The following is a 25,034-nucleotide window of genomic DNA, read 5'->3' as shown; positions in this document are numbered from 1 at the left end:
TGACCATGAAAACAATTGCCATACTTCTACTTAGTATAATATTGACCATTGCAAATGGTTGTAAAAAATTCGTAACGATTGATCCACCGGATGATCAGATTGTAAACCCTAAACCATTTACAAATGATGCGACGGCAACTGAAACCATCACCGGTATTTACAGCGAGATGATGAATGGTACCAATCAATTTTCAAGCGGGTATACTTCTTTGCTCGAAGGCTTGTATGCAGATGAATTGTACTATTATACGCCTGGTAGGTTTGACGAATTTACCGCAAGCAATATCTCACAAACCAATCACGGGCTTATTGAAAGTAGTTTTTGGATACCCATGTATAAATATATTTATGCGGCCAATCTTGCACTTGAACAACTCAAAGCATCTACCGTACTTACATCCGCAGTTAAACAAAGGCTATCAGGTGAAGCCTTGTTCATCCGTGTTTTTTGTTATGATTACCTCGTAGATATTTTCGGAGATGTGCCATTGGAGTTGACTTCATCTTATAAAGTCAATATGAACTTTCCAAGAACATCGCAATACGAAGTGTATAAGCAGATGGTGAATGATATTAAAGAAGCCATTGATTTACTTCCTGATGATTATCCGGAACCCGAAAGAACAAGGCCAAACAAATGGGCGGCAAAAACTCTGTTGGCAAGAATTCAGTTAGAAACAAATGATTATTCAAATGCAGCCATAACAACGAGTGAGGTCATCGCTAATAATCAATTTCATTTAGACAATGATCTGTCAACTATTTTCCAAAAAGAAAGTGCGGAGGCGATTTGGCAACTGCAACCGGTACTTCCCAATTATAATACGACAGAAGGCAATTTGATATTGCCGGCCAACAACAATACACAGCCGTCATTTCTCATCACGACAAAATTGCTGGATGCTTTTGAAGAAGGGGATCTTCGAAAAGCGGCATGGATAAAATCTCGCGTTTTTAATGGCAAAATCCTCTTTTATCCATTTAAGTATAAAGTGCGTACTAGCCTGGAAGTGTCTGAAAATTACGTGGTCATGAGACTGGCTGAATTGTATTTAATCCGTGCCGAAGCCAATGCGCAATTGGGAAATTTAGAAATTGCTGTTAAAGACATAAATGTTATTCGTGCAAGAGCGGGTCTTAAACCTACGACTGCTAATGACCTGCATAGCATTTTACAAGCGATAGAGCAGGAAAGACGAATGGAACTATGTTTTGAATGGGGACATCGCTGGTTTGATTTGAAACGAACTGGAAGGGCTGCTACTGTATTAAGCATTATCAAACCTGATTGGGTACCGAGCGATACCCTCTGGCCAATACCTATTGGTCAAATCAATTTAAACCCCGCATTGACGCAGAACAAAGGATACTAATTACAACTTCATTTTTTTTACACTTTAAATTTATACTACGGTATGAAAAGGATAATCATGTGCGTATGCCTTCTTGCATCGGCAATTGTGTTATATGCGCAAACCTCTACCAAACAAGGCTTGCAACCTGGAGATACATTGCCAAATATTATTTTTGGTGAGACCTTATTAAACAATCCACCGGGAAAATCTTTTAATGATCTAAAAGGCAAACTCATCATTTTAGATTTATGGGGCATAGGCTGTAGTTCCTGTGTACAGGCAATGCCGCACCTTGATTCTTTGCAGGAGGAGTTTAAAGACAATGTTCAAATAATGATGGTCAGTAATGATAGGCGAGCGAATGTTGAAAGATATTTAAAAAAGATAATGAAGTCCCTTCCAACGACACCCATGATGACAGGGGATTCAATATTGAACAGGTTATTTCCACATTTAAGTGTTCCCCATCATGTTTGGATTGATCAACGGGGTGTTATCAGGTACATAACAAGTTATGAAAACGCCACAGCAGAAAATATTGAAAAGTTTTTCCGTGGCGAACATTTAGCATTTTCCCATAAAAAAGAATTGTTAGGATTTAATGACGAAGCAAATCTTTATGCAGAAGGTAACGGAAGATGGGATAAGGCAATCAAGTATCATACTTTGTATGCAACCGCTCTGGATGGAGTAGAATTCACTTTCCCTCAAGTAGTGACGGATACTTCAAGCGATACCCAGATCCTGAGAGTGGTCAATTATCCAATAAAAACATTGTTCCAAATTGCTTATAACAATTCGTTTGGTGATGGAACATTTAGTAAGAATAATCGCGTGGAAGTTCAATCTGACAGCACTATTGATTTTATGACGCGTCCTTATGTTGATAGTTTGGCTGATACCTGGAAAGCAAAAAGGGCAAGTTATGAAGCGGTTATTCCGGGTAGGGACCAACGCGAATTGTATGCTGCTATGCGCAGAGATTTGAACATCTATTCTCCTTTTATAGCTTCAGTTGAAAAGAGAAAAGTTGAATGCCTGATTCTTGTCGATAAAAGAGCAAATCCAACCGTAGTAAATAGTATGGAGGTTTCTACGCGTGATAAAAAGTCTAAGTACAGAAATAAAGGCTTTTCAGTATATCAATACCTGAAAGATAGCAATGTGGACATTAAAACGCCAATCATAGACGAAACAAAAACTGATAGGAACCAGGATCCTGAAATGAGTGTGTCGATGGATGGCATTGAAAAACCGACAAGAATGGAAGAAGTTAGAAAAGAGTTGCAAAAACATGGGCTTGACCTAGTCAAGGATTTAAGGGATATAGATATACTCGTTATTAAAGACAAAAAATAAAAAAAGGGCTGGAGCATGATCCCTGATCATTGCATCCAGCCAACCTTACCGATTAATTTCGGGTTCTAACGGTGTAGGGTTGAGTGAGGTCAGGTGATCCAGTGCCATCATCCTGTGCTATAACCGCACAGCGGTGAAGCGTGCCTGAACAAGTCCATGGATCTTGTCCGTCATTACCTGTCATTTGGTAAAATGCCGGATTGTTTATTTGTGAATCATTAGGGTAGGCCGTGTAAACGAAATTTTTGGTAATCCCTTTATGGCTTGTCCTAATCGTAAACGAATTCAAAGTGATTGCTGTTAAAAGAGCGACTGCTCCCAAATAATACTTTTTCATATAAAACAAATGTTTTCAGATTTAAAATATAGATGCCGTTTTTAATTCGCATGCCACCAAAAAAAGGGCAGCAGTTCATACCCATTGGAATAAGAACTTACCTATGATGCTTGGGTATGGCCGCATGCCCTTTTTCCCAAGTTTAATTCTTGGTTCTTGGAGTGTACGGAACTGTCAGGTCTGGTAAACCGGTTCCATCATCCTGTGCTTCAACCGCACATCTGTGTGAACCTCCCGGACAAGTAATGCTGCTCACTTGTTGGTAATGCGCGGAGTTGTTGATAAAAGCATCGTTGGGATAATCCAGGTATTTATAGATGTTGGTAGTCCCACGATGGTTTTCTGTTCTTAAGGTAAATGAATTCAAAGTAATCGCTGTTACGAGGGCAACAAAGCCTAAAAGATACTGTTTCATAAAAAGTGTGTAAAGTTTAAAATGGTGCCTACTATGTCACAGGTGTTGGGCTTCTCCTGATTGCAATATTTTTATTTGATTTGATATCATACCAACCGTAAGTGGCAAGCGACGTGAAAAATATATTGAATACCAAATGTTGTTTCCATGATAATAAACTGATAATGCCGCCACATGAGCAAGGTAGGTTAGGAATAAAGATGAGCATATATCCTATGTACAATGTAAATGATGCAAGTAGGAGTGCTGCAAGAAACAGTCCTGTTTTCCGGAGCGTCGGAAACAATAGAAGACTTACGACGCCAAATTCTGTAATAGGAACGATCCATGATATTAAACCAGCGATATGGTGAAATAAGGGCGAATCTTTTAAAGTGAGCAGGAAAGTATTGTGATCAATATATTTTTGAATGGCAGTATAAGCAAACAATAACACTAGTATCGCTGCAATGATTTCTGATTTGATATTTCGCATATAGGTTAAGGTTAATAATGGTCAGGCAAAAATGCTTGTGTAAAGTTTGTGATTCTTTACATTAGTTTTTTGGGGATTTATTTCGCAAATGGGAGAGAATATTGTTAAAAAAGTAGCCCTATTTTTTACGGACAGAGGCAGGTGGATATCCGAAGTATTTAGTAAAGGCTGCACCAAAACTGCTGGGTCTAGAATAACCGACCATCGCACCGATCTCCTTAATAGGCTTATCTGTTTCCGCTAATAGTTTTTTGGCTTCATGCAATCTTGCTTCAATAAGATAATCGTAGGCATTTTTACCGAATAATTGTTTAAAACCTTTCTTAAGAGCATGCAGGTTCAAATGTATTTTCCTGGAGATGTCCTTTAATAAAAAATGTTTGCTGATATCCTCGAGTATGATCCTACGTGCTTCATGTAATGCCTCTTGTTGTTCTTCCGATAAGGAAATTTGCTTCTCAGGTTTATTAAATGCTTCGCTCAGTAGTAACATAAAAAGCTCTTCAATTTTATTCTCCATGAAAGTATTTCCCAGTTGGCCTGAAAATGGGCAGTGAATAATCTCGTAAAGAACATCCATAATTTTGCGTGGAGCAAACCTGGGAGATTTGGTAACTGCAAAAGGTTTGTTTTCTTTTAAGCGCCTGAGATTCTTTTTTAGGGCTATGAATTCCTCCAGAAACATTTCAATGAAGTCAAGACCGAAGGATGACCCAATTGCGAAATAATTCTTACCTTTTTCAAAAACAAAAGAAGCTTGTTTCAGAGGATCCTGAACAAGAATGAAGTGTTCCTTTCTTATTAAGAACTTTCCTGCACCTTGAATATGGGTGTTAAATGTCTCCTCTTTTCCGAGCAGGTATTGAAAGGTAAAACCGGTGTGATCAATAGTGACCTTTGATTTTTGGTTGAAAAGAAAATAGGCGCAGAAAAATGAAAAATTATCGAAGAACCTTTGCTGGATAAGGATTTCGCCTGCTTCGCCATTGTAAGAGAGTGGCTCGCTTCCAGGTAAAATATCTCCAACATATCCGTTCAGCATTTTAGGAGAGAGCATAAGTTGTCCATATACATCAGAATACAGGCGGATCATAAGCAATAAGGTTCAGTGAGACAATAAATAGGAAAATACAAAAATCTTCAACTGATAAAAAGTGTATTAATAGGGAAGATGCATCCAGATGAATATAAAATAAATCATTTACCATGATAACGTTGATAATTACCGAATTTGTTGGCAGTATATGTGAGCCTTATACCCGCTTTGTGGTATATGATATTGTTGTATTTGGAGAATAACATGTTGGCTGCAATACCAAAATTGTTTAGATATCTTTTTGCAAATAATTTTCTACCATTTTCGAAACATTTACTCATTGGAGCTGCTTTCAAAACGCCTCTATAACTCCGATCTTTATCCCAAACTTTACCTATGACCTTCAACAACAAAAAGATCAGTATGCTCCCTTTTGTCAAAAGCTCTATAACCAACTAGAAGTATCCTTAGAAAAGATTGCAGGAGAAGAGGACGATAGGATATTACCGCTGGCTGAACGATCTATACAGGTCGCTAAAAGCGTTATGGAGCAACTAAGAAAAGATATTACTGCCTATGTGTTCAACACACAGGAGGAGGAGATACATTTTTTTAAAGAAGAGAAACCCCGCTTCTACAGCAAGTTGATATATTTTCTCAAAGTCTACAAAATTGAAACGCGTCGTCCCACCGGTAGCAATGAAACCCAACAAAAATATCTGCAGAAAGAACTCAGGCGCTTAACGCATTACTTTGAAGAGAATCTCCAGTTTTACCAGTATTATCGTTCTGGCGCCACTTATCTCGATGAGAAATATTTTCTAAGAGGCCGGCAGGATATTTATCTTACGCTTGACACCTATCATTTTGACGCCGATCCAGCGTTTTCTACCAGCCATGATTTCAGGGTGGCGAAAATTCATGCGCATGAATTGTTACGAATCTACCTGATCGGTTCACTGGAAGATCTTGAGAGAAAAGATGACATTGTAAGAATGCCTGTCGGATCCCGCCAACCCGTTGCCTGGACAGGTTCTAAGACTTCACTGATTGAGTTGCTGTATGCTTTACAATCTACGGGCGTGTTTAATAATGGCGCTGCGGATATTAAATTGCTCGCCACCTATTTTGAACAAATGTTTGCTATTGATCTTGGCAACTATTACCGAATATTCCAGGAGATCAGGATAAGGAAAGGCAACCGTGCCGCCTTTCTCGAATCGCTTGCTGATAAATTGCTACAACGTATGGATGATTCCGACGAAAATCCCAAACAGTATTTGTAAAAAAGTAATTGAATGCCTCTCGCGGAGAATGACCGCAGGCTTTCAAAAAGGGCTTTTGTACCTAAAAAAACTAATACCGTATACGGGTCATAGTGTGAAAATATTCTATTGGATTTTATATACAACAAGAATTTATGAAGGAAATACCGATCGGCATTTAGTTCGTACCGATAGCGTAAAAATAAAAACTTTAAAAAAAGTCATACCGTATACGGGTCGTAGTGTGAAAAAACGCTTTTTTATGATAGCATCTTTGTTGGCAAACAACGAGGATATCTAACCAAAAGAAAATGAGATGATGCAAATAATAGATTGGACGGGCTACTGCAAAATGATGTCTCTTTTGCTTGTCCTGTATTACGGGTTCATTGGCGCAAAATATTTTAAGTATGAACTCTTGAATGTATTTGGGATAAAAAGAGTAACAAATCAAAAAGCGTCAGTACCTGTTAATGATATGAAAGATCCTGTTGAAGGATAGGTTGTGTAGGTTGTACTTTCCGGGAGCTGCCACTTTGGTAATGATTGATTTGTGGGGGCAGGTCAGGGCTAGCGACCGGAAAGTTTTTGTAAGGATTTTTTGACTTTTAAATACAAGCGTTATGTGGAGATTGAAAAAAGGTGTTGGATCATGCTATCGTAAAGAAGTCCTACTGGTTGCCGTAATTGTAATGTGTAAAGGACTATTATACGCGCAGGACGGGGTGGCCGGTATACAGGAGGCTAACACGAAGGTGAGGGGCTATTTTGATGTAGGCTGTAACCTGATGTATGCGGTGGGTGCCATTCTTGGTTTGATTGGCGCAGTGAAAGTGTACCAGAAATGGTCAAACGGCCACCCAGATACAGGTTCAACGGCAGCGGCCTGGTTTGGTAGTTGTGTTTTCCTGGTGGTGGTGGCAACCGTATTAAAATCATTCTTTGGAATTTAAAAAGCAGTAATGGCAGCAAGCATTTATACAATTAACAAAGGAGTAAACGCCAGCATCGAATTCAAAGGGTTGAAGGCGCAGTACATCTGGTGGCTGGCCGGTGGCTTACTCTGTTTATTAGTAATGTTTGCGATCATGTATGTGCTCGGTGTCAATGCTTACCTGTGCCTGCTTGTCATCGTTGGTTGTGGCGCCCTACTGTTTAGCCAGGTGTACCGCATGAGTAAAACATACGGGCAACATGGGCTCATGAAACGAGCGGCACAAAGAAAAGTTCCAAAGGTCATAAAATGTAATTCGCGAAAGCTGTTCATTAAAAACAAGTAGTAATGGAAAAGTGGCTAACCGACATATTACCCATTATGGATGTGGAGCATGACGCGATTGTCAGCAAACAGGGAGACATCAGTATTGTTTTCAAATGTTCATTGCCTGAGATCTTTACGCTCAGTGATGAAAACTATGAAGCCATCCACCAGGGACTGGTCAAAGCCATTAAAGTGTTGCCAAAAGATAGTATACTTCATAAGCAGGATTGGTTTAACCGTACCCTATATCATTCACCCGAGATTAGAAATAATGGCTTTTTGAAAGCAACCAGTGCAAAGCATTTTGAAGGGAGACCCTATTTATCCCATGAAAGTTTTATTGTTATTACTAAGAAAGCAGGTAACAGAAAAGCAGCAAGCTCCATCGTTAGTAATTTATTCAGATCATCCATTGTTGCGGAACAAACCATCAATCCGCTTGCCATTGAAGAGTTTGAGGATGTGTGCGGCCAATTTCAACGGATACTGGAAAGCGTAGGGATCGGTATGAGAAGAATGAAAGATAATGAACTGTTGAGTGCGTCGTCAAAGGCCGGTATTATAGAAAGGTATTGCAACCTGTCCTCCACTAATGAGCCCGTGTTTATTAACGATGTCCAGTTTAAAGATGATTTTAAAATTGGTGATAAACACGTTCAGCTTTACACGCTTGCAGATACAGAAGATATGCCAGCGCTCTGCGCCAGCAAGGTTACCTATGAAAAGTTCAGTACAGACAGGACAAAGTTCAGTATTGGTTTTGCGTCCTCTCTTGGACTACTGCTGCCCTGCGATCATATCTACAATCAATATATCATTATTGGGGATGCGCAGTCCAGTATAAAGAAACTGGAAAGTAAAAGATTACGGCTGCAATCGCTCAGCAATTACAGCCGGGAGAATGCGATTGCAAGGGATGCGGTCAATGAATTTTTAAATGAATGTATCAGCCAGGCAAGGTTACCGGTCCGGGCACATTTTAATTTGCTCGTTTGGGCAGATCACAAAGAAGAATTAAAGGAGATAAAAAACATGGTTGCTACTTCACTTGCGCAAATGAACGCGGTGGCAAAACAGGAAACTGTAGGAGCTGCGCAGATATATTGGGCAGGCATTCCGGGCAACGCGGCAGATCTTCCTCTCAATGATACTTTTGAAACATTCGCAGAGCAGGCATCTTGTTTTCTGACACTTGAAACCAACTACAAAAGTTGTTTGCCTGAAAACGGTATCCGCTTTTGTGATCGGTTGAGCGGTAAGCCGGTTTATGTAGACTTGTTTGATGCGCCTAGAAAGGAAGGTGTTACTTCGAATATGGGCATGCTCGTCTGTGGAACCAGCGGGGGAGGAAAAAGTATGACGGTTAACCATATCCTGCGAACATTGTATGATCAGCAGGCCCACTGCGTAGTGGTTGATATTGGTGGTAGTTACAAAGGCTTATGTGAACTGGTACAAGGTTATTATTTCACGTACGAAGAATCAAACCCTATTCGCTTTAATCCCTTTTATTTAGCAGAAGGTGATATTCTTGATACAGAGAAAAAGGAAAGCCTGAAGGCACTGTTGATTGCTCTTTGGAAACAGGAGAATGAAAGGTTCAATCGAAGTGAATATGTGGCCCTTTCCAATGCGCTTTCCGGTTACTATGAATACCTGCAACAAAGGCCAAAAATATTTCCTTGCTTTAATACTTTTTATGAATACCTGCAGGAAGATTATGTACACGTGTTAAAGGCGCACAATGTGAAAGAAAGTGATTTTGATGTCAGCAATTTTCTCTACGTATTGCGTCCCTATTATCATGGAGAGTTTGATTACCTGTTGAATGCCAAAGAAAATCTTGATCTCCTTCACCAACCATTTGTCGTGTTTGAACTCGATGCCATTAAAGATCATCCAATTCTTTTCCCCGTGGTTACCCTCATCATTATGGAAATGTTCATCTCCAAGATGCGCAAGCTTTCCGGTAAAAGAAAAGTGTTGGTAATCGATGAGGCGTGGAAGGCCATAGCAAAATCAGGGATGGCAGAGTTTTTAAAATATGCTTTTAAAACCATTCGCAAGTTCAATGGTATCCCTTGCGTGATCACGCAGGAACTGGATGACCTGGTTAATTCACCGATCATCAAAGATGCGATCATCAATAACGCCGATATCAAAATACTAATGGACATGCGCAAGTTTATCAACAAGTTTGATAAGCTGCAGGACACGCTTGGTTTATCGGAGAAATCCAAAACCATACTCTTGTCGGTCAACAAGGATAACCGCGAGATTTTTATCGATCTCGGGGGACATGTTTCCAAAGTCTATAAGAATGAACTCTGCCCGGAAGAATACTTTGCCTTCACAACAGATGGAAGGGAAAGGGTTAAAGTGCTACAGTATGCAGCAACCTATGGGAGCATGGAAAAAGGAATAACCAGGCTGGTAGATGATATTAAGAATGGGAAGTGACTTCATTCAAACGTTGTATTCATTAACCTACAAATACATCTTATGAAAGTTTCAATGTTGTTTTTGATTGTGCCAGTATTAGTTCTTAGTGGCTGCATGAATTCAGCTTCAGACAAAATTCGCGAGTTTATCCCTGGAACCTATGTGAGACAAATTCACAATGAGTATACCAATGGCTCGGATACATTGATGATAAAATTGCAGGATGAATCTGCTGGAGTCTATTTGATTGACAAAATGGTAGGATATCAGAAACATATTGATGGACGGACTTTTCCTCCCAAACATGAAACATCACAGTGGACTGCTGTTTATGATGAAAAGCTGCATCAGCTGATTGTTCAAAACCAAGGATTCATCATAGTATTTGACCCCGCGAAAAATCAGTTGATGTCGAATCGAACCTTATATGATAAAATAACAAAAAAATAGTAGATCGATGAAACGGTTATGTATTGGCTTCGTGCTTTGTTGCACGCTCACCCTTATGCCCACTCAGCAAAGTCATGCGTTTATATGGGAGATTGTAAGGCAGGCCATTATTGCTGCGATCAAAGCAGCTGACCTGGCCGTACAACGCCTGCAGAATAAAACGATCTGGTTACAAACAGTGCAGAAGAACCTGGAAAATATTCTCTCAAAAGTGAAGCTCGATGAAATCACCGATTGGACAAAGAAGCACAAAGAACAGTACCAGCAATACTTCGATGAACTCAAACAAATAAAGGATGCCATCAGCACTTATAAAAAAGTAAAAGAAATCATCGAAAAGCAAAAGCTGTTGGTTGACGAGTATAAGGTTGCCTTTAACCGTTTTAAACAGGATAAGCATTTTACTACTGGTGAGATCACGTATATGGCGCAAGTGTACACAGGTATCATGGATCAAAGTGTGGACAATCTCGATCAATTGTTTCTAGTCATTGATGCCTTCAATACGGAGATGACAGATGGCAGGAGACTCGAAATTATTAGCTCGGTCGCAAAACAGGTTGATGATAATCTAAATGATCTGAGGGATTTTAACCGGCAGTGCACGCTGCTAAGTTTGCAGCGATCAAAAGATGAGAATGAACTTAAAACGATGCGACTTTATTACGGGCTTCCGGGTAACTAAAAAGCAAAGGGTATGAAAAAGGTATGGATGTTTTTTTTGATCGTGCTATTTAGCATCAAGAGCAACGCACAGAATCAGCAAATCAAAGTGTATTTACAACAAATAGCCGCGAATAAAGCGTATATCGAATTACTTCAGAAGGGCTACCAGATTGTAAAGCAGGGATGGAAGACCATCGGGGATATTAAGCAGGCACATTTTACACTCGACGGCGATTTTTTCAAAAGCCTGGAATCCATCAATCCCAAAATAAAAAACTATGCAAAAACAGTGGGAGGTTTTGTGTTGCTGAATGCTGCGAGGGAAGAGATGGATAATCTTCGGGTAAACGTAGCTTCCAACAGTCTTTTCAGCGAAAATGAAAAAGCCTATGTGGATCAAGCGGCGTCCAATGTTAAAGGTAACTGTACGCTTCAGTCTTCTTTTTTGCAATCACTTATTACTGCATCCGAATTAAAAATGAGCGATGATGAAAGAATAAAACGGATCGATGAAGTCTTTATGGAAGCACAGGATCTGTATTCATTTAGCAGGTCATTTAAAACGGATGTGCAGTTGCTCGTCTTACAAAAGCAAAAGGAGCAAAAAGATGTAGATCATTTCAAGCAGGTAATTGATGTAAAATAGTTATCAGAAAAGTTTAAAAGTGGTGTATGAAAATGAAGGTATTGATATTAGTGATTTTCTTTTTAACTGCCGGCCTAAGCAGCAAGGTGGAAGCGCAGGCCACTGAACTTGCTCAACTTGCTTTGAATATTGAAAAACTGGCGCAGTTCAAACAAATCCTGGCTGACCTGAAAAAAGGGTACGAGATTTTATCCGGTGGTTACAAAACCATTAAAGATCTATCCGAAGGAAATTTCAATTTACACAAAGTGTTCCTGGATGGTTTACTCGAAGTCAGCCCAACTGTAAAAAAGTACAAGCGGGTAGCAGATATTGTAGATTATCAGATAATGCTGGTTAAGGAATACAAAGCTGCGCTTGCAAGGTTTAAAACAAGTGGATGGTTCAGCGTTGATGAACTCGATTATATCAGTAAAGTGTACGATAACCTGTTCACACTTTCTGTAAAAAACCTGGATGATCTGCTGACAGTTGTTACCGCTAAGAAATTACGTATGAGTGATGACGAACGTTTGAAGGCCATCGATAAAATATTTGAGGACATGGAAGATAAACTGGTATTTCTCCGGTCATTCAATAACAGTAATTCAATTCTAATGGGGCAGCGGTTGAAGGAATCAAATGAAATAAAAGGTATGCAGCATTACTATAAATGATAATTGATAGGATCAAAATGTTTTAAAAATCGTGGCGTATGAAAATGTGTAGTAAGATAAGTGTAGGAATCGTGTTGCAGTTTTTGCCGGCCACGCTATTCGCTCAGAATGGCCTGGGTGATGATATCAAGGGACTACATTCGGTGCTTGATCAACTCTATAAAGAACTGATTCCTCTTTGTTCCCAGTTGATCGGAGTGGGAAGGGGTATCGCTGGTTTTGCCGCCATGTGGTATATCGCTTATCGAGTTTGGGGGCATCTTGCAAGAGCGGAGCCCATTGATTTCTATCCATTGTTCAGGCCCTTTGTGATTGGCTTTGCTATCATCATCTTTCCTTCGGTGATCCAGCTCATCAATGGCGTCATGCAGCCCACGGTTACCGGAACGGCGGCAATGGTTAACCATTCGGATGATGCGATTGCGGCGCTGTTAAAACAAAAGGAAGAAGCAATCAAACAATCAGATATCTGGCAAATGTATGTGGGGGAAGATGGCAATGGTGATAGGAGCAAGTGGTATAAATACACCTATGACGAAGACCCAAATAAAGAAGATTTGCTCCATGGAATAGGTAATGATATAAAGTTTGCTATGGCAAAAGCGTCCTACAGTTTTCGCAATTCGATCAAGGAGTGGATGAGTGAAGTGTTACAGGTTTTGTTTGCTGCTTCATCACTTTGCATCAATACCATCCGGACATTTAATCTAATCATTCTTGCCATACTCGGACCACTCGCTTTTGGATTTTCGGTCTTTGATGGGTTTCAACATACCATCAGGCATTGGCTCGCCAGGTATATCAATGTATTCTTATGGCTGCCCATAGCCAATATATTCGGGGCCTTGATTGGAAAGATCCAGGAGAATATGTTGAAGATTGATCTCACGCAGATCAATCAAAATGGAGATACTTTCTTTAGCCGTACCGATATGGGATACCTCGTGTTTTTAATCATCGGGATCATTGGATATTTCACTGTGCCGTCTATTGCCAACCAGATCTTATGGGTCGGTGGAGGTGATGGGATCACTTCCAAAGCAACTGCACTGGGTTCAACGGCTGTGCAGTCAACTACCAATCTTGCAGGAACGGCCATTAACCAGACGGCAGAAAAGGGCCGCGAAATGATGGGACTATAATCAACAAAAACATATGTAATGTTTTCAAAAATGAAACATATAGATACCGCCTTCCGGTATGTAAGAGCCTTTACGTTCGTAATTATTTTGGGGTCACTGGTGCTTTGTGGATTTGTGATCTACAAAAGTTACGAGCTCGCGTCCATTGCGAAAAATAAAGTATATGTGCTGGCTAGTGGTAAGGCGCTGGAAGCGCTGGCAGCCGACAGGAAAGACAATATACCGGTGGAGGCGAAGGATCATGTGTATATGTTCCACCATTATTTTTTTACGCTCGACCCCGATGATAAAGTCATCCAGCGCAATATCACCAAGGCGCTGTATCTCTCGGATGCTTCTGCAAAAAGACAATATGAGAACCTGAAAGAGTCAGGGTATTATTCAAACATCATTGCAGGAAACATCAGCCAGCAAATCAGCATTGACAGCATTCAAATCAATGTAGATACTTACCCGTATTATTTCCGGTGCTATGGGACGCAACAAATTATCCGCGCCACGTCCATCGTCTACTGGCTGCTGATAACTGAAGGCTATTTACGCAACGTGGAAAGAAGTGAAAACAACAGTCATGGTTTCCTCGTGGAAAAATGGCACACGATAGAAAACCGCGATGAAAAAACAGTCAACCGTTAGTTATGCTGAAATTATTTAAAAGGAAGAGAACCGTTTTGCTTAGCACTCATCCAATTGTTTCCAAAGCGGTCTCGCTGATCAGTAAGCACGCCAGAGATTTTGCCAAATGGCTGCAGGAGCAAACAAAGACATGGAGCAAGTGGGAATGGCAAATTTTGTTATTTATTTTCTGCACTGTTGTATTCCTGGTTTGTGGACAGATCATTCGGGGATCGCTGAAAGAACCTGTAATAATACTAATTCCAGAAGTGCGTATCAGGCCATTGCAACACTACCGCCCGGAGGAAATGAAATCTAACTCGATCATTATCCTGGATAATCTTACGCGATACAAAAAGTTCCTGGATAGTCTAAGGACGCATGACCGTATACAGTATAGCCTAATCACCAGTGCCAACCCTGGTTTGATTGACAGTCTTAACCAACTCATCGATTTATATCAAACACAAATAAAATAATTACCAATGATACATCCATCTAACAGCAAAGCGGGTTATACACCGAAGTTTTTGCGGCAAAGAAAATTTCTTGTTTTGGTGCCGCTGTTTGTTCTTCCACTTATCAGCTTTTTATTTTGGTCCACCGGTCTTATAGGAAGCAAAATAGAAAATGAGCATTCAAGTGTAAAGTCGAATGGATTAAACACGACATTACCTGGCGCACCGAGCATGAAAGATAGTAGTTGGAGCAAACTTAATTTTTATGAAGCTGCGGACAAGGAAGCGGCGAAGAGAGCATCCCTTGCTAAAAGTGATCCCTACTATAAGCTTGCTCCGATGGAAATTGTAGAACCAACTGATACGAACCTTCTACCGGTTAGTACAAAAAGCAAAAGCGGCAACAATCCCTATAACACCAGTGCATTGCAATATTCATCGGTTGCAACTACTTCAAAAGATCCCAATGAACTGAAGGTATATCAAAAGCTGGATGCATTAAATAAAGCGCTGCAGGAAGAGAGGCCATCGCCAGGACAACGATCAATTGATCTACAGAGCAGCCAGAACGGTATTTCAACAAATGATAATGATATTACAAGGCTTGAATCGATGATGCAGCAATTGCAATCAACGGGCAACACTACTAACCCGGAAATGGATCAGATCAATGGCATGCTTGAAAAGATCCTTGATATACAGCATCCTGAGCGAGTAAAAAATACCCTGCTGGAAAATTCAATTAAAAATAAGGAGCAGGTCTTCCCTGTGGAGGCGAATAGCAATGAACTACCTGTTACCATGTTGCAAAGCAGGAATAGCGCTGGTAAAACTGAACCAAAATCAGTTGTCACGGGTAGCAGCGTTAAATTTTACTCTTTGGATGAAGTGGATAATAACGATGCAACTAACGGAGCAGGTAATGCAATAAAAGCGATGATACCAGAAGAACAGGTATTGGTAAGTGGTTCTACAATAAAGCTGCAACTTGTAGAAGAAGTGTACATCAATGGTGTACTTGTTCCAAAAGGGCAGTCGATTTACGGCGAAGTTGGTTTACAGAACGAACGGTTGAAAATTGAGATTCATTCAATTTGCCGCGGCAGTTCAATACTGCCTGTAAAATTATCCGTGTATGATCTCGATGGCATGGAGGGTATTTATATGCCAGGGGCGATTGGCAGAGACGTAGCCAAACAATCTACCGACCAGGCGATTCAAAGTATGGGTATTTCATCACTTGATCCATCTATTGGAGCCCAGGCAGCAAGTGCCGGCATACAGGCAGCAAAATCACTAATCGGAAAAAAGGTAAAGCAAGTGCGGGTATCCGTTAGAGCAGGATATCAAGTGTTACTGCTGGACAAAACATCTGGTAATTAATTATCCCAAACTAAAATAAACGACTATGTGCAGAATGACACCTTTGTGGCTCATCATTTTTCTTTTATTTATATCGCCTTCAATGATGGCGCAGCCCGCGGCGGAGAAAAGTAAATGGAACGTGATCGCCCCTTATCCGATTGACATCACCTGGAACAAAACAAGCAACCTGATTTTTCCATATCCTGTCATCAGTGTTGACAGGGGTACATCCAATGTGCTTGTCCAAAAAGCAAAGCATGTGGGTAATATTTTACAACTGAAAGCTTCAGGCAAAAATGCCGATACCACGAATTTATCGGTAGTCACCTCTGATGGCAAATTTTACTCTTTTCTTGTGGCATATAATGACAATCCTACCCATCTAAACCTCATGTTCCAAAATGATTCTGTTAGTAAGACAGAAGCATTACCCATTGGAGAAAATGAAGCGATGATTCGGGAGGGAATATCAATGGTACAACGTGCGAAACCATTTATGCAAAAGGCAATACGTGAACAGGGGATAGGGTTAAAGCTTTGTGGTATTTATCTCTATCATGACATCTGCTTTTTTAAAGTGGCGATAAATAACCAGTCTGCTTTCAAATTTGATCTTGAGAACGTCCGCCTAAATATAAAGGATAAACACAAAGCAAAAAGATCCGCCTCGCAGGAAAAGGAGATTCCAATTCTTGCAAGTTCAAAGGAGGTCGTTGAAGGCAATGCTAAAGGTGTGCTAGTAATACCGACGAGAGTGTTTTCCATCGCACCCAAACAACGGTTGTTAATAACCTTGCTTGAAAAAGATGAAGGCCGTAGTATCCATTTGACCATTGATGCAAGCAGGTTGCTAAAGGTCCACGCAATAAAATAAGCTTCATATCATGGAGACGGAATATGTAATAACAGATGATGCTTTAAGAAAAATTCAAAGTGGATTGGATCATGGAAAATGCTGGCTTGCATTTAATACCTATAAATACTTTCTCGAAAAAGAGGATGTCCGCACATTTAGTGACAGAGATGAAGCTGAAGAATATTGCTATAGAAATATTGGTGAGTATGAATGTTTCGAAGCAGTACGTATTTCATCGATCAAGGATTTGCAAGCAGATTTAAAATTCGGGTTTGATCTGGACAAATTTATTCATTCACAAAACAATACAATTTTTATGGAGGAAAATGTAATCACATTCAACGAAAAGCAGTTGCAAAGAACAGGTTTCGCGGAGGCATTTACTCCGGAACTGCAACAAAAAATGAACGAGCGTGTTCCAGTCATCGAACATGTATTTAAGAAAGAGTTTGACGGAGATAAGGTGAATGCCACTTTGCACCTGCGAAAGTCGGAATCCTCTGATCACTATCATTTGAACAAGTTTGACCTGTCATTGCAGAAGGAAGGGCAGCTTAGCGAGACAAAACAAACTTTTTACATAAACACAGTGAAAAGCATGAATGCAGAAGGTGAGAAGAACCCCGATAATCTTTTCACTTTAAAAGAAGGGTATAACCTTCTTGCCGGTAGGCCGGTGTTTAAGCACATGACCAATATCGAAGGCAATGCTTATGATTCGTGGGTGCAGCTCAATTTGAAAAACAAATTGGAGACCGGTAATTTCGAAATGAAGCAGTACACAAAAAACTACGGGTTTGATTTGGAATCTGTATTAAACAAGTATCCCATAAAGGAACTGACCAATGATCAGTATAAAGCCAACCTGGTTGATTCACTCAACAGGGGAAATTTGCAAAAGGCCACTTTTGTAGGCGCTGATGGGAAAGAAGAAAAGCTATACATATCCCCGGTAGTAACCATGAGCCAGCTGAATGTCTACGACCTTGACAAGCAGCGTATTCCTACTGAAAAGCTACTCGAAAAGGGATTGGTAGGAACTGAACTGGCGGTACAGTTGAAGGAGCGAATGAAACAACCAACAGAGGCCGAAGCAAAACTTGGACAGTCTGAAAATTTGAAAGAGTCCCATAAACAAACGCTAAAGCAGGCCACTGAACAAAAGACACGCAAGCAAAGTATAAAACACAAACACCATTAAAGTGAATATCGACAAACTGGTATATGAGTTTATGGATGTTGCAAGGGAAGACCCGACAATGGGGCCTTCCCATATCAGTTTGTACTTGACGATCGTTTTTATGTACCAGCAACACGATAGAAAAATGCCCATTGAAATAAAAGCAAGGCAACTGATGGTTGCTGCCAAAATCAAGAGTGCGGGAACCTATTACAAATACCTGCAAAATCTCATTGAGAAAAGATTCATATCCTATCAACCATCCCGTTCTCCTGTTACAGGTAGCCTGATTACTATTAATGAGAAGTTAGATTGATCAGGGCAGTATTGAATTCAGCGCTTTCTGCAAATCATTTTTCCATTTGTCGAAATTATTTGTAGTGTTGCTGTAGTCATGAAAGATACGATGGAAGGAGTTTGGGTTGGAGGCGATATACTGATTTTTACCTTCTGTTTTTATCAGGGTTAGTACTTCGTCCAATTTTACTATTTCATCTTTTAATTGCTTTACTTCTTTAGGCGTTTCCCAGATATATGTGGCCTCTGCCGTATCCAATGTTTCCCATAAGAAAACGAACGAATCTGTAGTTTCCAAAAGGAAAATAAATGATAATGGTTTAGGAATAAACCGAAGCTTCATGATAGAATGACAATGGATTGAAGAAAGATATTCCAAGTGTTTGTAATGCTTTCGGTCAGATACTTTTAGCAGAGAATCAATAAATGATTTTTCATCAGGATAAAATATTTTTGGTTTAAATGTTTCCTCCCCAAACTCGGCAATAAATTCCTCCATACTGAATAGGTTTTTGGGTTTGTCTGCGGTTTTATCTATAATGGATTTTGTGAAATTGATCTTTACTTCTTCAATCAAGGTCTCATTGATCCTTTCAACTTCCGGCGATTGTGCCTTGTGACCTACAACGATGTTGTCTTCCAATTCTAAGGTAGCGTTGATGCTAATTTTGTTTGCATTGAGGATTTTTGCAAAGTAATTTTTGATGGCATCATGTTCCTCTTTTAGAAAGTTGTTATTGATGATAAATTCTACTTCCTGGCTAACCCACTTGAATTTTTTTCTAAGCAAAACACAGCCATTATAGAATTGAATATCTTTCATCGAAATTGAAAAGGTTTCTGTCTTAAACGATTTTACAGGTTTTCTCACAGGTTGGTGCATGGGCGCGACATAACTGTCAAAGTCTTTATAAGCTGGGGGAATTGGTTCTTTATAATTGAAATTAGGTTTTAGGATTTTAAACGTTTTCAAAAGCCAATGGGTGTCGATGTTTGGAATAGAAATGCTTTCTATGGCAGCTAGTATTTCCAGCTGTGCTTCATTATAGGAAGGAAAGTTTATCCTGGCACTTTCGATAGATATAAAATGGCAATACAATTTCCTGTTATTTTTATCTAAACGTGCTATCTGCACTTTCCAAGCGATACCTTGCTTTATTTCGCCAGTATCATAATTTGCAAGTACATCAATTTTCTCCAGCTCCAAAGTCTTTTCAGCAGTAATAAAACATTTGCCTTCTTTAAAATAAAGTAATAGGTATTCGCCAGTCATATGTTGAACAATATGTGGTGTAGGAATTTTGCATAAAGTAACATCAACATATACTTTGAAGAAAGCAATTTGTTGTAATTTTTTTAATTATAGTCATCAATGATAAAAGCAAAACAAGGAACAAGAAAACAGGAAATAAATAATAATGAACTATAAACATGAGACAAGAAACAAGAGACAAGAAACAAGAGACAAGAGATGAATGTAGCTCTTTATTGATTCAAATGCCCGTTGAATAATGGTTTGGGAGAGGTTCAAATAAAATGTAAGTAACAATATTTCTAATCAGTCTAAGCCATAGGGATCAAGGAGCCTTTCTTTTGCCAAGCTTTTCTTTGGCGCTTGAAAAGAAAAGCGGCGCGAAAAAAGTCACCTCATTAAAGAGATGACTTACAGTAACGGCTAATTTATTCCAGTTAGCTGAGTGACATTCGATCCAAGCAAAGATTGAACGCAGTTTGTGTTCTCAGTTGCGCAACTCCTCCCAGTAATACTGATTTTAATTTTGTCTCTTCATTCCTGTATTGTTTCACGTTTTGAAAATATCCTGTGATGCCGTTGTACACACCAAACAAAGTTCCTTTGGTGGTCTCCAGTTGTTGAGAAGGTGCAGCGAGTGTGTATTCAAATGTCTTGTCACAAATGTTGATGAATTGAGTGGATAGTTCATCCTGCTGACCTGCCTGTACTTTTTTTAGTACTTCTTTATTTGGCACCATTGCAAGTTGAATCAGTTTCTTTACTTCCGCATCCTCAATTTTTACCTTAGCCCACTGGTTAAATATTTCATTCATTTGCCAGGATAGTTTATTGGTAATGCCCATTAATGTATGCGCCTGCACCAATCTTTCTTTGGCACTTGGTGTATGTCTTATTTTAAATGAATTGCTACAGTTATTTAGTGCTGCGGCTAACGTGTTCGCACACACGACACGGATTGGCGTGAAGGCAGCGGTTATGCTTCCGAGTCCATCATGTGAAGTGGTCAGGAAAAGATACTGTTCAATAAAATCGTCGTTGCCCACTTTGATATAGGAAGGAAGTTTTGCAGTAATAAAAATCCGTTCACCATTTCCGAGTGCGCCCGCTGTTTCATATTGTACGCCGTCGCCTTCGACAATAGAATCAAAGAAGGTAAAAGCATCTTTGTTCTGTACGATTTCATAGTCTTTGCCTACTACCCCTAAAACCTGTTCGGTGTCAGTTCGCAAAGTAGCGTAATAATTGGGTACCTCTATTTCAGGAATTTTTATTTCAACTTCTTCATTCGCCTGTTCGTTTTCATTATCAAAAGTGTACAGCTTTCTTTTTTCTACTGTATAATCTAGTCCTGCAAATTTTATTGCTTCACTACTGGTTGGAAAATTCTCCACTATTTTTCCAAGCCCGTGCCACGGCTTTTGCTGTACGCTAAAAAAACTATGTCTATTTGTTTTTTCGTTGAAATTTATATTATGTGCCATGATCTTAACATTTAAAATGTGTGATGAATAATTTGAGTAAAGCATTTTGAAAGATGCGTGACGCAGTGAACCCGCGCCACGCGGAGGTTTTAGAATGGTAGGTCCTGCTTCGGTTCTTCCGCTGCAAGGTTTTCATTAACTGCATTGTTCCCGTCATTACGTGAAGGCGTAAAGAATTTTAGCTGCTGTACATGCATGTTGAGCGAGCCTTTCGGTTGGCCGTCCATGTTGAGCCAGACATTCAAGCCTATTTTTCCAAAGAGTTCGACTACCGAACCTTTTTTTAAATAGCCCGCTACCGTGGTATTGTTCCAGTAGGAACAACTGATATAGGTTACTTTTTTTACCACTTCAGTTTGTCCCTTTGGCTTGTAGCGGTCATTGATCGCAATGGAAAAGTTTACTACTTCGCGACCATCTTTTAAGGTCGCTGTCTTCGCGTCTGCTGTTAATCTGCCGGTGATTTCCATAACTGTATATTTGTAAGTGAATAAATGCTTAGTGGTTGAAAAGTGTGAGGTTCTGCGTTTGTGTCTTGTTGGGATAGTTCGTGTGGCTATACTTTCTCGTTAAGTGATACACGGTAATGTCTTCATTTTGAAGGATCGCCCAAGCGGAGAGAAGTGCCTTAGTGCGGGTGATATGTCTTTTGCGTTGAATCTCCCATGATAGATACATGAGTTTTGATAATTGCTTATTGTTGTACATATCATTTGAGTTTTACTGGTAAATGTTTAATGAGGAGTAAAAGCCAGTTCTTCTATTTGTTTTATAGATGTCGGCTAGATCGCCTCGTTCACAAACCTGTAGCAACCCGGCATTAAGGCTGACCGCGTGAAAGTCAAGGCTTGGAAGGAGAATACACTCCCGCTAACATGCACGCCGAAGGCGGCCAACCGGGAGGAAGATTTTCCGCATCAACTCTGAAGGAGCAAGCGAAGTGAAACGAAAGCGCAGGCCTTGCTTTCGAAGGGCAGCATAATACCTTCGCTATAAGGGAGCAGAAGGAGCATATGGTTAATAATGAGCCTTACAGTTAACCAGGAAAAAAAAGTTCAATCAAGCAGGAGGGGGAAATTCGATTGAGATGATAAAGGAACCGCCATTGTGAAAAGCGAATCATAGCATAAGGAATAAAGGAAGAGGTAAGTTGATCATCACATTCAGGGTGATTTTGCTTTTACAGGCCAATTTTCGTAATTTATTGTGCTGACGCTATTTCTTCAAATGAAGGTTTGCTCGCTTAAATCATAATATATCAAAATGCGCCTTTTCTTTATATACGATGATAATTACTATACTGCTGACTTCGAAAAGCAAGATGGACACTATGCAGTTGAAAATATTAGAATTGATTTTTTGGATGGCCTTGCTGACATACCTATCAAATCTATGAAAATTCATTGCGTTGATTGCAATCATGAGTTACTGTGGATGGATGAGCACGGAAATTCAAATTTATTGATTAACACAATCGGAAATCTGATGACAGCTAACTTCGGCAAAGATTTGTGAACTATTAAAACTATTGAATGAGTATTTTCGTCATCCAGCAAATCGCCGCAATTTTTAGAATAGTGAATGGTCTCATCTAAGGATAGAAATTCTTGAATGAAGGCAAATTGTTTGTTTAGGTAGGTTGTTTTAAAAGTTATTGGTCGGTGATGGCTTTTTATTCAATACTCAACGTACAGATGCGTGGCTTAAAGCCGTTGAGCCATGAACAAACAATACAAAAATGGAGGTCATTCGCAGGGAGCAGGGAACTTCACTGAATGAAAATTAAGATGCTATTTTCGAAAATTTAAAAATGTTTTTTTTTCATTTCGCTAAATGGCATTCATTGTTTGACCTCAATTTGAATTCATACCGTTTCGCAAATTTTCAATTTTCTTTCTGTCAACATTATATAACAACGGTTTGTACATTTTATAATAGTAAGTCGATCAATGGCCGTGACGATATTTTGTACATTATTACACCTGTATGAATTATTTATGAGATTTTTGCCTAGTTTGCGAATTGACCAAATAAATTGCTGAATAGTTGTCTACAGTTCAAGATTATAATGAGAGAGAGCTACTTAAACGAATAGCTGAAGGTGATGAGTTGGCTTTTGGGCAGTTATTTTATGCATGGAAAGGTAAATTATATGGGTTCCTATTTAATTTGACCCGGTCCGAGGCGAAGTCGGAAGATGTTGTTCAGGATGTGTTTTTTAAGGTTTGGCAAAACAGGGACAAACTCAGGGAAATTGATAACTTTTCATCCTATCTATTACGAATGGCACAAAACCATGCCATCGATCAGTTAAGAAAACTTTCAAGGGAGTCTACCTTTATTGCAGCGTTGGGTGAACAAGAGCTGCAAACCAAAAGTCCTGAAGACGCATTACTAAAGAAAGAAATACAAAAAGTTATTGAAACGGCGCTTGAGCTGTTACCCCCCAGGCAACGGGAAGTATTTAAACTTCACCAACAACAGGGACTCAAACATGAAGAAATAGCCAATCTCCTGGGCCTTTCCGTTTCAACTGTTCAGAACCATATGTTCCGTGCGCTCGAAAATATTCGGAAATATTTTAATGCCCATTTTCCCGATGCATCAAACTACCTAATGCTTTTGATGGTCGGCTACTTCTATTTTTGAAAAAAATATTTTTATCTACTGGGTATTTATTCTTTCGCAATCGTCTTTTAAACAGGTACAAATAAAATTGATGGAGCAGAATCGTTTTTTATTCTTGATCGAAAGATATTTATCTAATGATATTAGTCTGGAGGATTATGAGGAATTAAGATTGAATATTGCAGCGTCCGATGATGGTCAGTTGCTGGAGTTGCTATCGGCTGCATGGGAAGGCTATGAGACTAAACATGATATTCCAAATGACAAATCGGAGCAGATTCTGGCGAAGATCCTGCACAAGCCTAAGGTTCGTAGCATGAGTTTTATCAGGAAGTTGGGTTGGGCCGCTGCTATCATCTCTTTTGTTGTGGGAGGTAGTTATATCCTATTCAAGGGTAGAATGAGTACTGAAAAATCCGATATGGTGGCTAAAAATGCGATCATCCAGCCGGGTAAAGACGGAGCAATTTTGACCCTTGATGACGGTTCTCGAATTAGCCTGGATTCGGTAAAAGACGGGGTCCTTGCGGTACAACATGGCGTCAGTATTCGGATAGTCAATGGAATGGTGGTCTATGAAGGAAGCTCCGATGAATTGGTTTACAATACTATTACTACTCCTAAAGGAAGGAAGTATCAAATTACATTGTCAGATAATACAAAAGTATGGCTTAACGCTGCAAGTACTGTACGCTATCCAATTGTGTTCGGTAAGACTCACAGAGACGTTTTTGTTAGCGGGGAAGCTTATTTTGAAGTTGCCCAAAATTCAAATAGCCCTTTTCGTCTAAGTGTCAATGACAAAGCATTTGTTGATGTACTTGGAACTAGTTTCAATGTTAATTCCTACGAAGTAGAAAGCAATACCATTTATACGACACTCGTTGATGGGAGGATAAAAATATCTCTGAATACAGACCAAAAAAACAATCCAGGGACAACTCCTGATAAATTAAAAAGTGGGAAATCAGCATCTATAGTCATGACGCCGGGCCAGCAGGCAATTGCCGGAGGAGATGATTTAAAGATCAGCAACAGAGTAAATATAGAGAGCGTCATTGCCTGGAAAAATGGGACATTTTATTTCGAGGGCGTATCATTTTCTGACATCATGAAAGAAGTAGAAAGGTGGTATGATGTCAAAGTAGAATATGAAGGTGCGGTCCCAACAATTCAATTTGAAGGTGAAATTTCAAGAGATATGTCATTGCAAGATTTCTTAACAACGCTTAGTAGATATGGCGTACACTATAGATTAGAGAATAGGAGAGTTGTTGTTTTGAGGTGATTTTTTGACAACCTGGAAAAAATGAATCTAAATGTTTTTTCTATTTGGTGTAAATGATTTTATAGCATCTGCAATTCTTTTCTTTTTGGATCAATACAGGAACACG

29 protein-coding genes are annotated in these 25,034 nt (G+C 39.6%); 20 read left to right on the top strand and 9 right to left on the bottom strand.

The genetic code is table 11. The features are described from left to right. The first annotated feature begins 5 nt into the window (after window positions 1-5). Together KTO63_RS09240 and KTO63_RS09235 are read left to right on the top strand one after the other, a co-directional pair. Complete coding sequence (locus KTO63_RS09240) at window positions 6-1,373, top strand: RagB/SusD family nutrient uptake outer membrane protein (RefSeq protein ID WP_217790973.1); 1,368 nt, start codon at window positions 6-8, stop codon at window positions 1,371-1,373. A 42-nt stretch (window positions 1,374-1,415) separates the two neighbouring features. Then, window positions 1,416-2,714 carry a TlpA family protein disulfide reductase gene (locus KTO63_RS09235; protein ID WP_217790972.1) on the top strand — a complete coding sequence of 433 codons (1,299 nt, stop codon included), beginning with the start codon at window positions 1,416-1,418 and terminating at the stop codon, window positions 2,712-2,714. 52 nt (window positions 2,715-2,766) lie between these two features. Here the strand turns inward: KTO63_RS09235 and KTO63_RS09230 are convergent, their stop codons facing one another. The 5 genes from KTO63_RS09230 to KTO63_RS09210 all read right to left on the bottom strand — a co-directional run bounded on the left by KTO63_RS09230 (window position 2,767) and on the right by KTO63_RS09210 (window position 5,318). Then, window positions 2,767-3,051, bottom strand: a complete 285-nt coding sequence (locus tag KTO63_RS09230; RefSeq protein ID WP_217790971.1) for a hypothetical protein — start codon at window positions 3,049-3,051, stop codon at window positions 2,767-2,769. Between the two features lie 142 nt (window positions 3,052-3,193). Then, on the bottom strand, window positions 3,194-3,466 hold the full coding sequence (locus KTO63_RS09225; RefSeq protein ID WP_217790970.1) for a DUF6520 family protein: 273 nt from the start codon (window positions 3,464-3,466) through the stop codon (window positions 3,194-3,196). Window positions 3,467-3,497: 31 nt separating this feature from the next. Then, window positions 3,498-3,941: a MauE/DoxX family redox-associated membrane protein gene (locus KTO63_RS09220; protein ID WP_217790969.1), complete on the bottom strand. Its 444-nt coding sequence runs from the start codon at window positions 3,939-3,941 to the stop codon at window positions 3,498-3,500. A gap of 118 nt (window positions 3,942-4,059) precedes the next feature. Continuing rightward, window positions 4,060-5,034 carry a helix-turn-helix domain-containing protein gene (locus KTO63_RS09215; protein WP_217790968.1) on the bottom strand — a complete coding sequence of 325 codons (975 nt, stop codon included), beginning with the start codon at window positions 5,032-5,034 and terminating at the stop codon, window positions 4,060-4,062. Window positions 5,035-5,138: 104 nt separating this feature from the next. Then, the gene (locus KTO63_RS09210) at window positions 5,139-5,318 is read right to left on the bottom strand and encodes a hypothetical protein (RefSeq protein WP_217790967.1); all 180 of its coding nucleotides are present in this window, start codon (window positions 5,316-5,318) and stop codon (window positions 5,139-5,141) included. Between the two features lie 204 nt (window positions 5,319-5,522). Here KTO63_RS09210 and KTO63_RS09205 point away from each other — a divergent pair, with 204 nt between their 5' ends. From KTO63_RS09205 to KTO63_RS09130, 16 genes are all read left to right on the top strand, one after another. Further along, window positions 5,523-6,263 carry an RteC domain-containing protein gene (locus tag KTO63_RS09205; protein ID WP_217790966.1) on the top strand — a complete coding sequence of 247 codons (741 nt, stop codon included), beginning with the start codon at window positions 5,523-5,525 and terminating at the stop codon, window positions 6,261-6,263. A 295-nt stretch (window positions 6,264-6,558) separates the two neighbouring features. Continuing rightward, window positions 6,559-6,744 (top strand): hypothetical protein, encoded by a 186-nt coding sequence (locus KTO63_RS09200; protein ID WP_217790965.1) that lies wholly within the window; start codon window positions 6,559-6,561, stop codon window positions 6,742-6,744. 121 nt (window positions 6,745-6,865) lie between these two features. Further along, the gene (locus tag KTO63_RS09195) at window positions 6,866-7,195 is read left to right on the top strand and encodes a DUF4134 domain-containing protein (RefSeq protein ID WP_217790964.1); all 330 of its coding nucleotides are present in this window, start codon (window positions 6,866-6,868) and stop codon (window positions 7,193-7,195) included. 9 nt (window positions 7,196-7,204) lie between these two features. Next, on the top strand, window positions 7,205-7,522 hold the full coding sequence (locus KTO63_RS09190) for a DUF4133 domain-containing protein (protein WP_217790963.1): 318 nt from the start codon (window positions 7,205-7,207) through the stop codon (window positions 7,520-7,522). Between the two features lie 2 nt (window positions 7,523-7,524). Continuing rightward, window positions 7,525-9,963, top strand: coding sequence for a TraG family conjugative transposon ATPase (locus tag KTO63_RS09185; RefSeq protein WP_217790962.1), 2,439 nt, complete (start codon window positions 7,525-7,527; stop codon window positions 9,961-9,963). Between the two features lie 42 nt (window positions 9,964-10,005). Beyond that, window positions 10,006-10,395 carry a hypothetical protein gene (locus KTO63_RS09180; RefSeq protein WP_217790961.1) on the top strand — a complete coding sequence of 130 codons (390 nt, stop codon included), beginning with the start codon at window positions 10,006-10,008 and terminating at the stop codon, window positions 10,393-10,395. Window positions 10,396-10,402: 7 nt separating this feature from the next. Then, window positions 10,403-11,080: a conjugal transfer protein TraI gene (locus KTO63_RS09175; RefSeq protein WP_217790960.1), complete on the top strand. Its 678-nt coding sequence runs from the start codon at window positions 10,403-10,405 to the stop codon at window positions 11,078-11,080. A gap of 12 nt (window positions 11,081-11,092) precedes the next feature. Then, the gene (locus KTO63_RS09170) at window positions 11,093-11,707 is read left to right on the top strand and encodes a hypothetical protein (protein ID WP_217790959.1); all 615 of its coding nucleotides are present in this window, start codon (window positions 11,093-11,095) and stop codon (window positions 11,705-11,707) included. A 26-nt stretch (window positions 11,708-11,733) separates the two neighbouring features. After that, complete coding sequence (locus KTO63_RS09165; protein WP_217790958.1) at window positions 11,734-12,363, top strand: TerB family tellurite resistance protein; 630 nt, start codon at window positions 11,734-11,736, stop codon at window positions 12,361-12,363. A 38-nt stretch (window positions 12,364-12,401) separates the two neighbouring features. After that, window positions 12,402-13,505, top strand: a complete 1,104-nt coding sequence (gene traJ, locus KTO63_RS09160; protein WP_232373109.1) for a conjugative transposon protein TraJ — start codon at window positions 12,402-12,404, stop codon at window positions 13,503-13,505. A gap of 30 nt (window positions 13,506-13,535) precedes the next feature. Continuing rightward, window positions 13,536-14,141 carry a conjugative transposon protein TraK gene (gene traK / locus KTO63_RS09155; RefSeq protein ID WP_232373108.1) on the top strand — a complete coding sequence of 202 codons (606 nt, stop codon included), beginning with the start codon at window positions 13,536-13,538 and terminating at the stop codon, window positions 14,139-14,141. A 2-nt stretch (window positions 14,142-14,143) separates the two neighbouring features. After that, window positions 14,144-14,599, top strand: coding sequence for a hypothetical protein (locus KTO63_RS09150; RefSeq protein WP_217790956.1), 456 nt, complete (start codon window positions 14,144-14,146; stop codon window positions 14,597-14,599). A 6-nt stretch (window positions 14,600-14,605) separates the two neighbouring features. Continuing rightward, complete coding sequence (traM, locus tag KTO63_RS09145; protein ID WP_217790955.1) at window positions 14,606-15,961, top strand: conjugative transposon protein TraM; 1,356 nt, start codon at window positions 14,606-14,608, stop codon at window positions 15,959-15,961. 25 nt (window positions 15,962-15,986) lie between these two features. Continuing rightward, a complete protein-coding gene (gene traN, locus KTO63_RS09140; RefSeq protein ID WP_217790954.1) occupies window positions 15,987-16,817 on the top strand; it encodes a conjugative transposon protein TraN in 831 nt (276 codons plus the stop codon). 10 nt (window positions 16,818-16,827) lie between these two features. After that, on the top strand, window positions 16,828-18,000 hold the full coding sequence (locus KTO63_RS09135) for a hypothetical protein (RefSeq protein WP_217790953.1): 1,173 nt from the start codon (window positions 16,828-16,830) through the stop codon (window positions 17,998-18,000). Between the two features lies 1 nt (window position 18,001). Next, window positions 18,002-18,295: a hypothetical protein gene (locus KTO63_RS09130; RefSeq protein WP_217790952.1), complete on the top strand. Its 294-nt coding sequence runs from the start codon at window positions 18,002-18,004 to the stop codon at window positions 18,293-18,295. Here the strand turns inward: KTO63_RS09130 and KTO63_RS09125 are convergent, their stop codons facing one another. From KTO63_RS09125 to KTO63_RS09110, 4 genes are all read right to left on the bottom strand, one after another. Continuing rightward, window positions 18,296-19,549, bottom strand: coding sequence for a hypothetical protein (locus KTO63_RS09125; RefSeq protein ID WP_217790951.1), 1,254 nt, complete (start codon window positions 19,547-19,549; stop codon window positions 18,296-18,298). It abuts the gene before it with no gap. Window positions 19,550-19,965: 416 nt separating this feature from the next. After that, window positions 19,966-21,012: a DUF932 domain-containing protein gene (locus tag KTO63_RS09120; protein WP_217790950.1), complete on the bottom strand. Its 1,047-nt coding sequence runs from the start codon at window positions 21,010-21,012 to the stop codon at window positions 19,966-19,968. Window positions 21,013-21,101: 89 nt separating this feature from the next. Beyond that, the gene (locus tag KTO63_RS09115; RefSeq protein ID WP_217790949.1) at window positions 21,102-21,482 is read right to left on the bottom strand and encodes a single-stranded DNA-binding protein; all 381 of its coding nucleotides are present in this window, start codon (window positions 21,480-21,482) and stop codon (window positions 21,102-21,104) included. Window positions 21,483-21,510: 28 nt separating this feature from the next. Then, a complete protein-coding gene (locus KTO63_RS09110; protein WP_217790948.1) occupies window positions 21,511-21,720 on the bottom strand; it encodes a hypothetical protein in 210 nt (69 codons plus the stop codon). Window positions 21,721-23,058: 1,338 nt separating this feature from the next. Here KTO63_RS09110 and KTO63_RS09105 point away from each other — a divergent pair. Continuing rightward, window positions 23,059-23,661 (top strand): RNA polymerase sigma factor, encoded by a 603-nt coding sequence (locus tag KTO63_RS09105; protein WP_217790947.1) that lies wholly within the window; start codon window positions 23,059-23,061, stop codon window positions 23,659-23,661. Between the two features lie 70 nt (window positions 23,662-23,731). Continuing rightward, the gene (locus tag KTO63_RS09100; RefSeq protein WP_217790946.1) at window positions 23,732-24,928 is read left to right on the top strand and encodes a FecR family protein; all 1,197 of its coding nucleotides are present in this window, start codon (window positions 23,732-23,734) and stop codon (window positions 24,926-24,928) included. Window positions 24,929-25,034: the final 106 nt, after the last annotated feature.

Source organism: Pinibacter aurantiacus (assembly GCF_019130065.1).
Classification (GTDB): domain Bacteria; phylum Bacteroidota; class Bacteroidia; order Chitinophagales; family Chitinophagaceae; genus Pinibacter; species Pinibacter aurantiacus.
The sequence above is the reverse complement of the archived record's forward strand: the minus strand, read 5'-3'. Positions and strand labels throughout refer to the sequence as shown.

Coding starts and splice junctions, on each gene's coding strand:
- KTO63_RS09180 (WP_217790961.1), top strand. CDS start 10,006: ATGAAAGTTTCAATGTTGTTTTTGATTGTGCCAGTATTAGTTCTTAGT.
- KTO63_RS09120 (WP_217790950.1), bottom strand. CDS start 21,012: ATGGCACATAATATAAATTTCAACGAAAAAACAAATAGACATAGTTTT.
- traJ (WP_232373109.1), top strand. CDS start 12,402: ATGAAAATGTGTAGTAAGATAAGTGTAGGAATCGTGTTGCAGTTTTTG.
- KTO63_RS09210 (WP_217790967.1), bottom strand. CDS start 5,318: ATGAGTAAATGTTTCGAAAATGGTAGAAAATTATTTGCAAAAAGATAT.
- KTO63_RS09215 (WP_217790968.1), bottom strand. CDS start 5,034: ATGATCCGCCTGTATTCTGATGTATATGGACAACTTATGCTCTCTCCT.
- KTO63_RS09135 (WP_217790953.1), top strand. CDS start 16,828: ATGGAGACGGAATATGTAATAACAGATGATGCTTTAAGAAAAATTCAA.
- traK (WP_232373108.1), top strand. CDS start 13,536: ATGAAACATATAGATACCGCCTTCCGGTATGTAAGAGCCTTTACGTTC.
- KTO63_RS09100 (WP_217790946.1), top strand. CDS start 23,732: ATGGAGCAGAATCGTTTTTTATTCTTGATCGAAAGATATTTATCTAAT.
- KTO63_RS09230 (WP_217790971.1), bottom strand. CDS start 3,051: ATGAAAAAGTATTATTTGGGAGCAGTCGCTCTTTTAACAGCAATCACT.
- KTO63_RS09115 (WP_217790949.1), bottom strand. CDS start 21,482: ATGGAAATCACCGGCAGATTAACAGCAGACGCGAAGACAGCGACCTTA.
- KTO63_RS09185 (WP_217790962.1), top strand. CDS start 7,525: ATGGAAAAGTGGCTAACCGACATATTACCCATTATGGATGTGGAGCAT.
- traN (WP_217790954.1), top strand. CDS start 15,987: ATGTGCAGAATGACACCTTTGTGGCTCATCATTTTTCTTTTATTTATA.
- KTO63_RS09175 (WP_217790960.1), top strand. CDS start 10,403: ATGAAACGGTTATGTATTGGCTTCGTGCTTTGTTGCACGCTCACCCTT.
- KTO63_RS09170 (WP_217790959.1), top strand. CDS start 11,093: ATGAAAAAGGTATGGATGTTTTTTTTGATCGTGCTATTTAGCATCAAG.
- KTO63_RS09200 (WP_217790965.1), top strand. CDS start 6,559: ATGATGCAAATAATAGATTGGACGGGCTACTGCAAAATGATGTCTCTT.
- KTO63_RS09150 (WP_217790956.1), top strand. CDS start 14,144: ATGCTGAAATTATTTAAAAGGAAGAGAACCGTTTTGCTTAGCACTCAT.
- KTO63_RS09235 (WP_217790972.1), top strand. CDS start 1,416: ATGAAAAGGATAATCATGTGCGTATGCCTTCTTGCATCGGCAATTGTG.
- KTO63_RS09125 (WP_217790951.1), bottom strand. CDS start 19,549: ATGACTGGCGAATACCTATTACTTTATTTTAAAGAAGGCAAATGTTTT.
- KTO63_RS09205 (WP_217790966.1), top strand. CDS start 5,523: ATGGAGCAACTAAGAAAAGATATTACTGCCTATGTGTTCAACACACAG.
- traM (WP_217790955.1), top strand. CDS start 14,606: ATGATACATCCATCTAACAGCAAAGCGGGTTATACACCGAAGTTTTTG.
- KTO63_RS09195 (WP_217790964.1), top strand. CDS start 6,866: ATGTGGAGATTGAAAAAAGGTGTTGGATCATGCTATCGTAAAGAAGTC.
- KTO63_RS09165 (WP_217790958.1), top strand. CDS start 11,734: ATGAAAATGAAGGTATTGATATTAGTGATTTTCTTTTTAACTGCCGGC.
- KTO63_RS09220 (WP_217790969.1), bottom strand. CDS start 3,941: ATGCGAAATATCAAATCAGAAATCATTGCAGCGATACTAGTGTTATTG.
- KTO63_RS09240 (WP_217790973.1), top strand. CDS start 6: ATGAAAACAATTGCCATACTTCTACTTAGTATAATATTGACCATTGCA.
- KTO63_RS09110 (WP_217790948.1), bottom strand. CDS start 21,720: ATGTACAACAATAAGCAATTATCAAAACTCATGTATCTATCATGGGAG.
- KTO63_RS09225 (WP_217790970.1), bottom strand. CDS start 3,466: ATGAAACAGTATCTTTTAGGCTTTGTTGCCCTCGTAACAGCGATTACT.
- KTO63_RS09190 (WP_217790963.1), top strand. CDS start 7,205: ATGGCAGCAAGCATTTATACAATTAACAAAGGAGTAAACGCCAGCATC.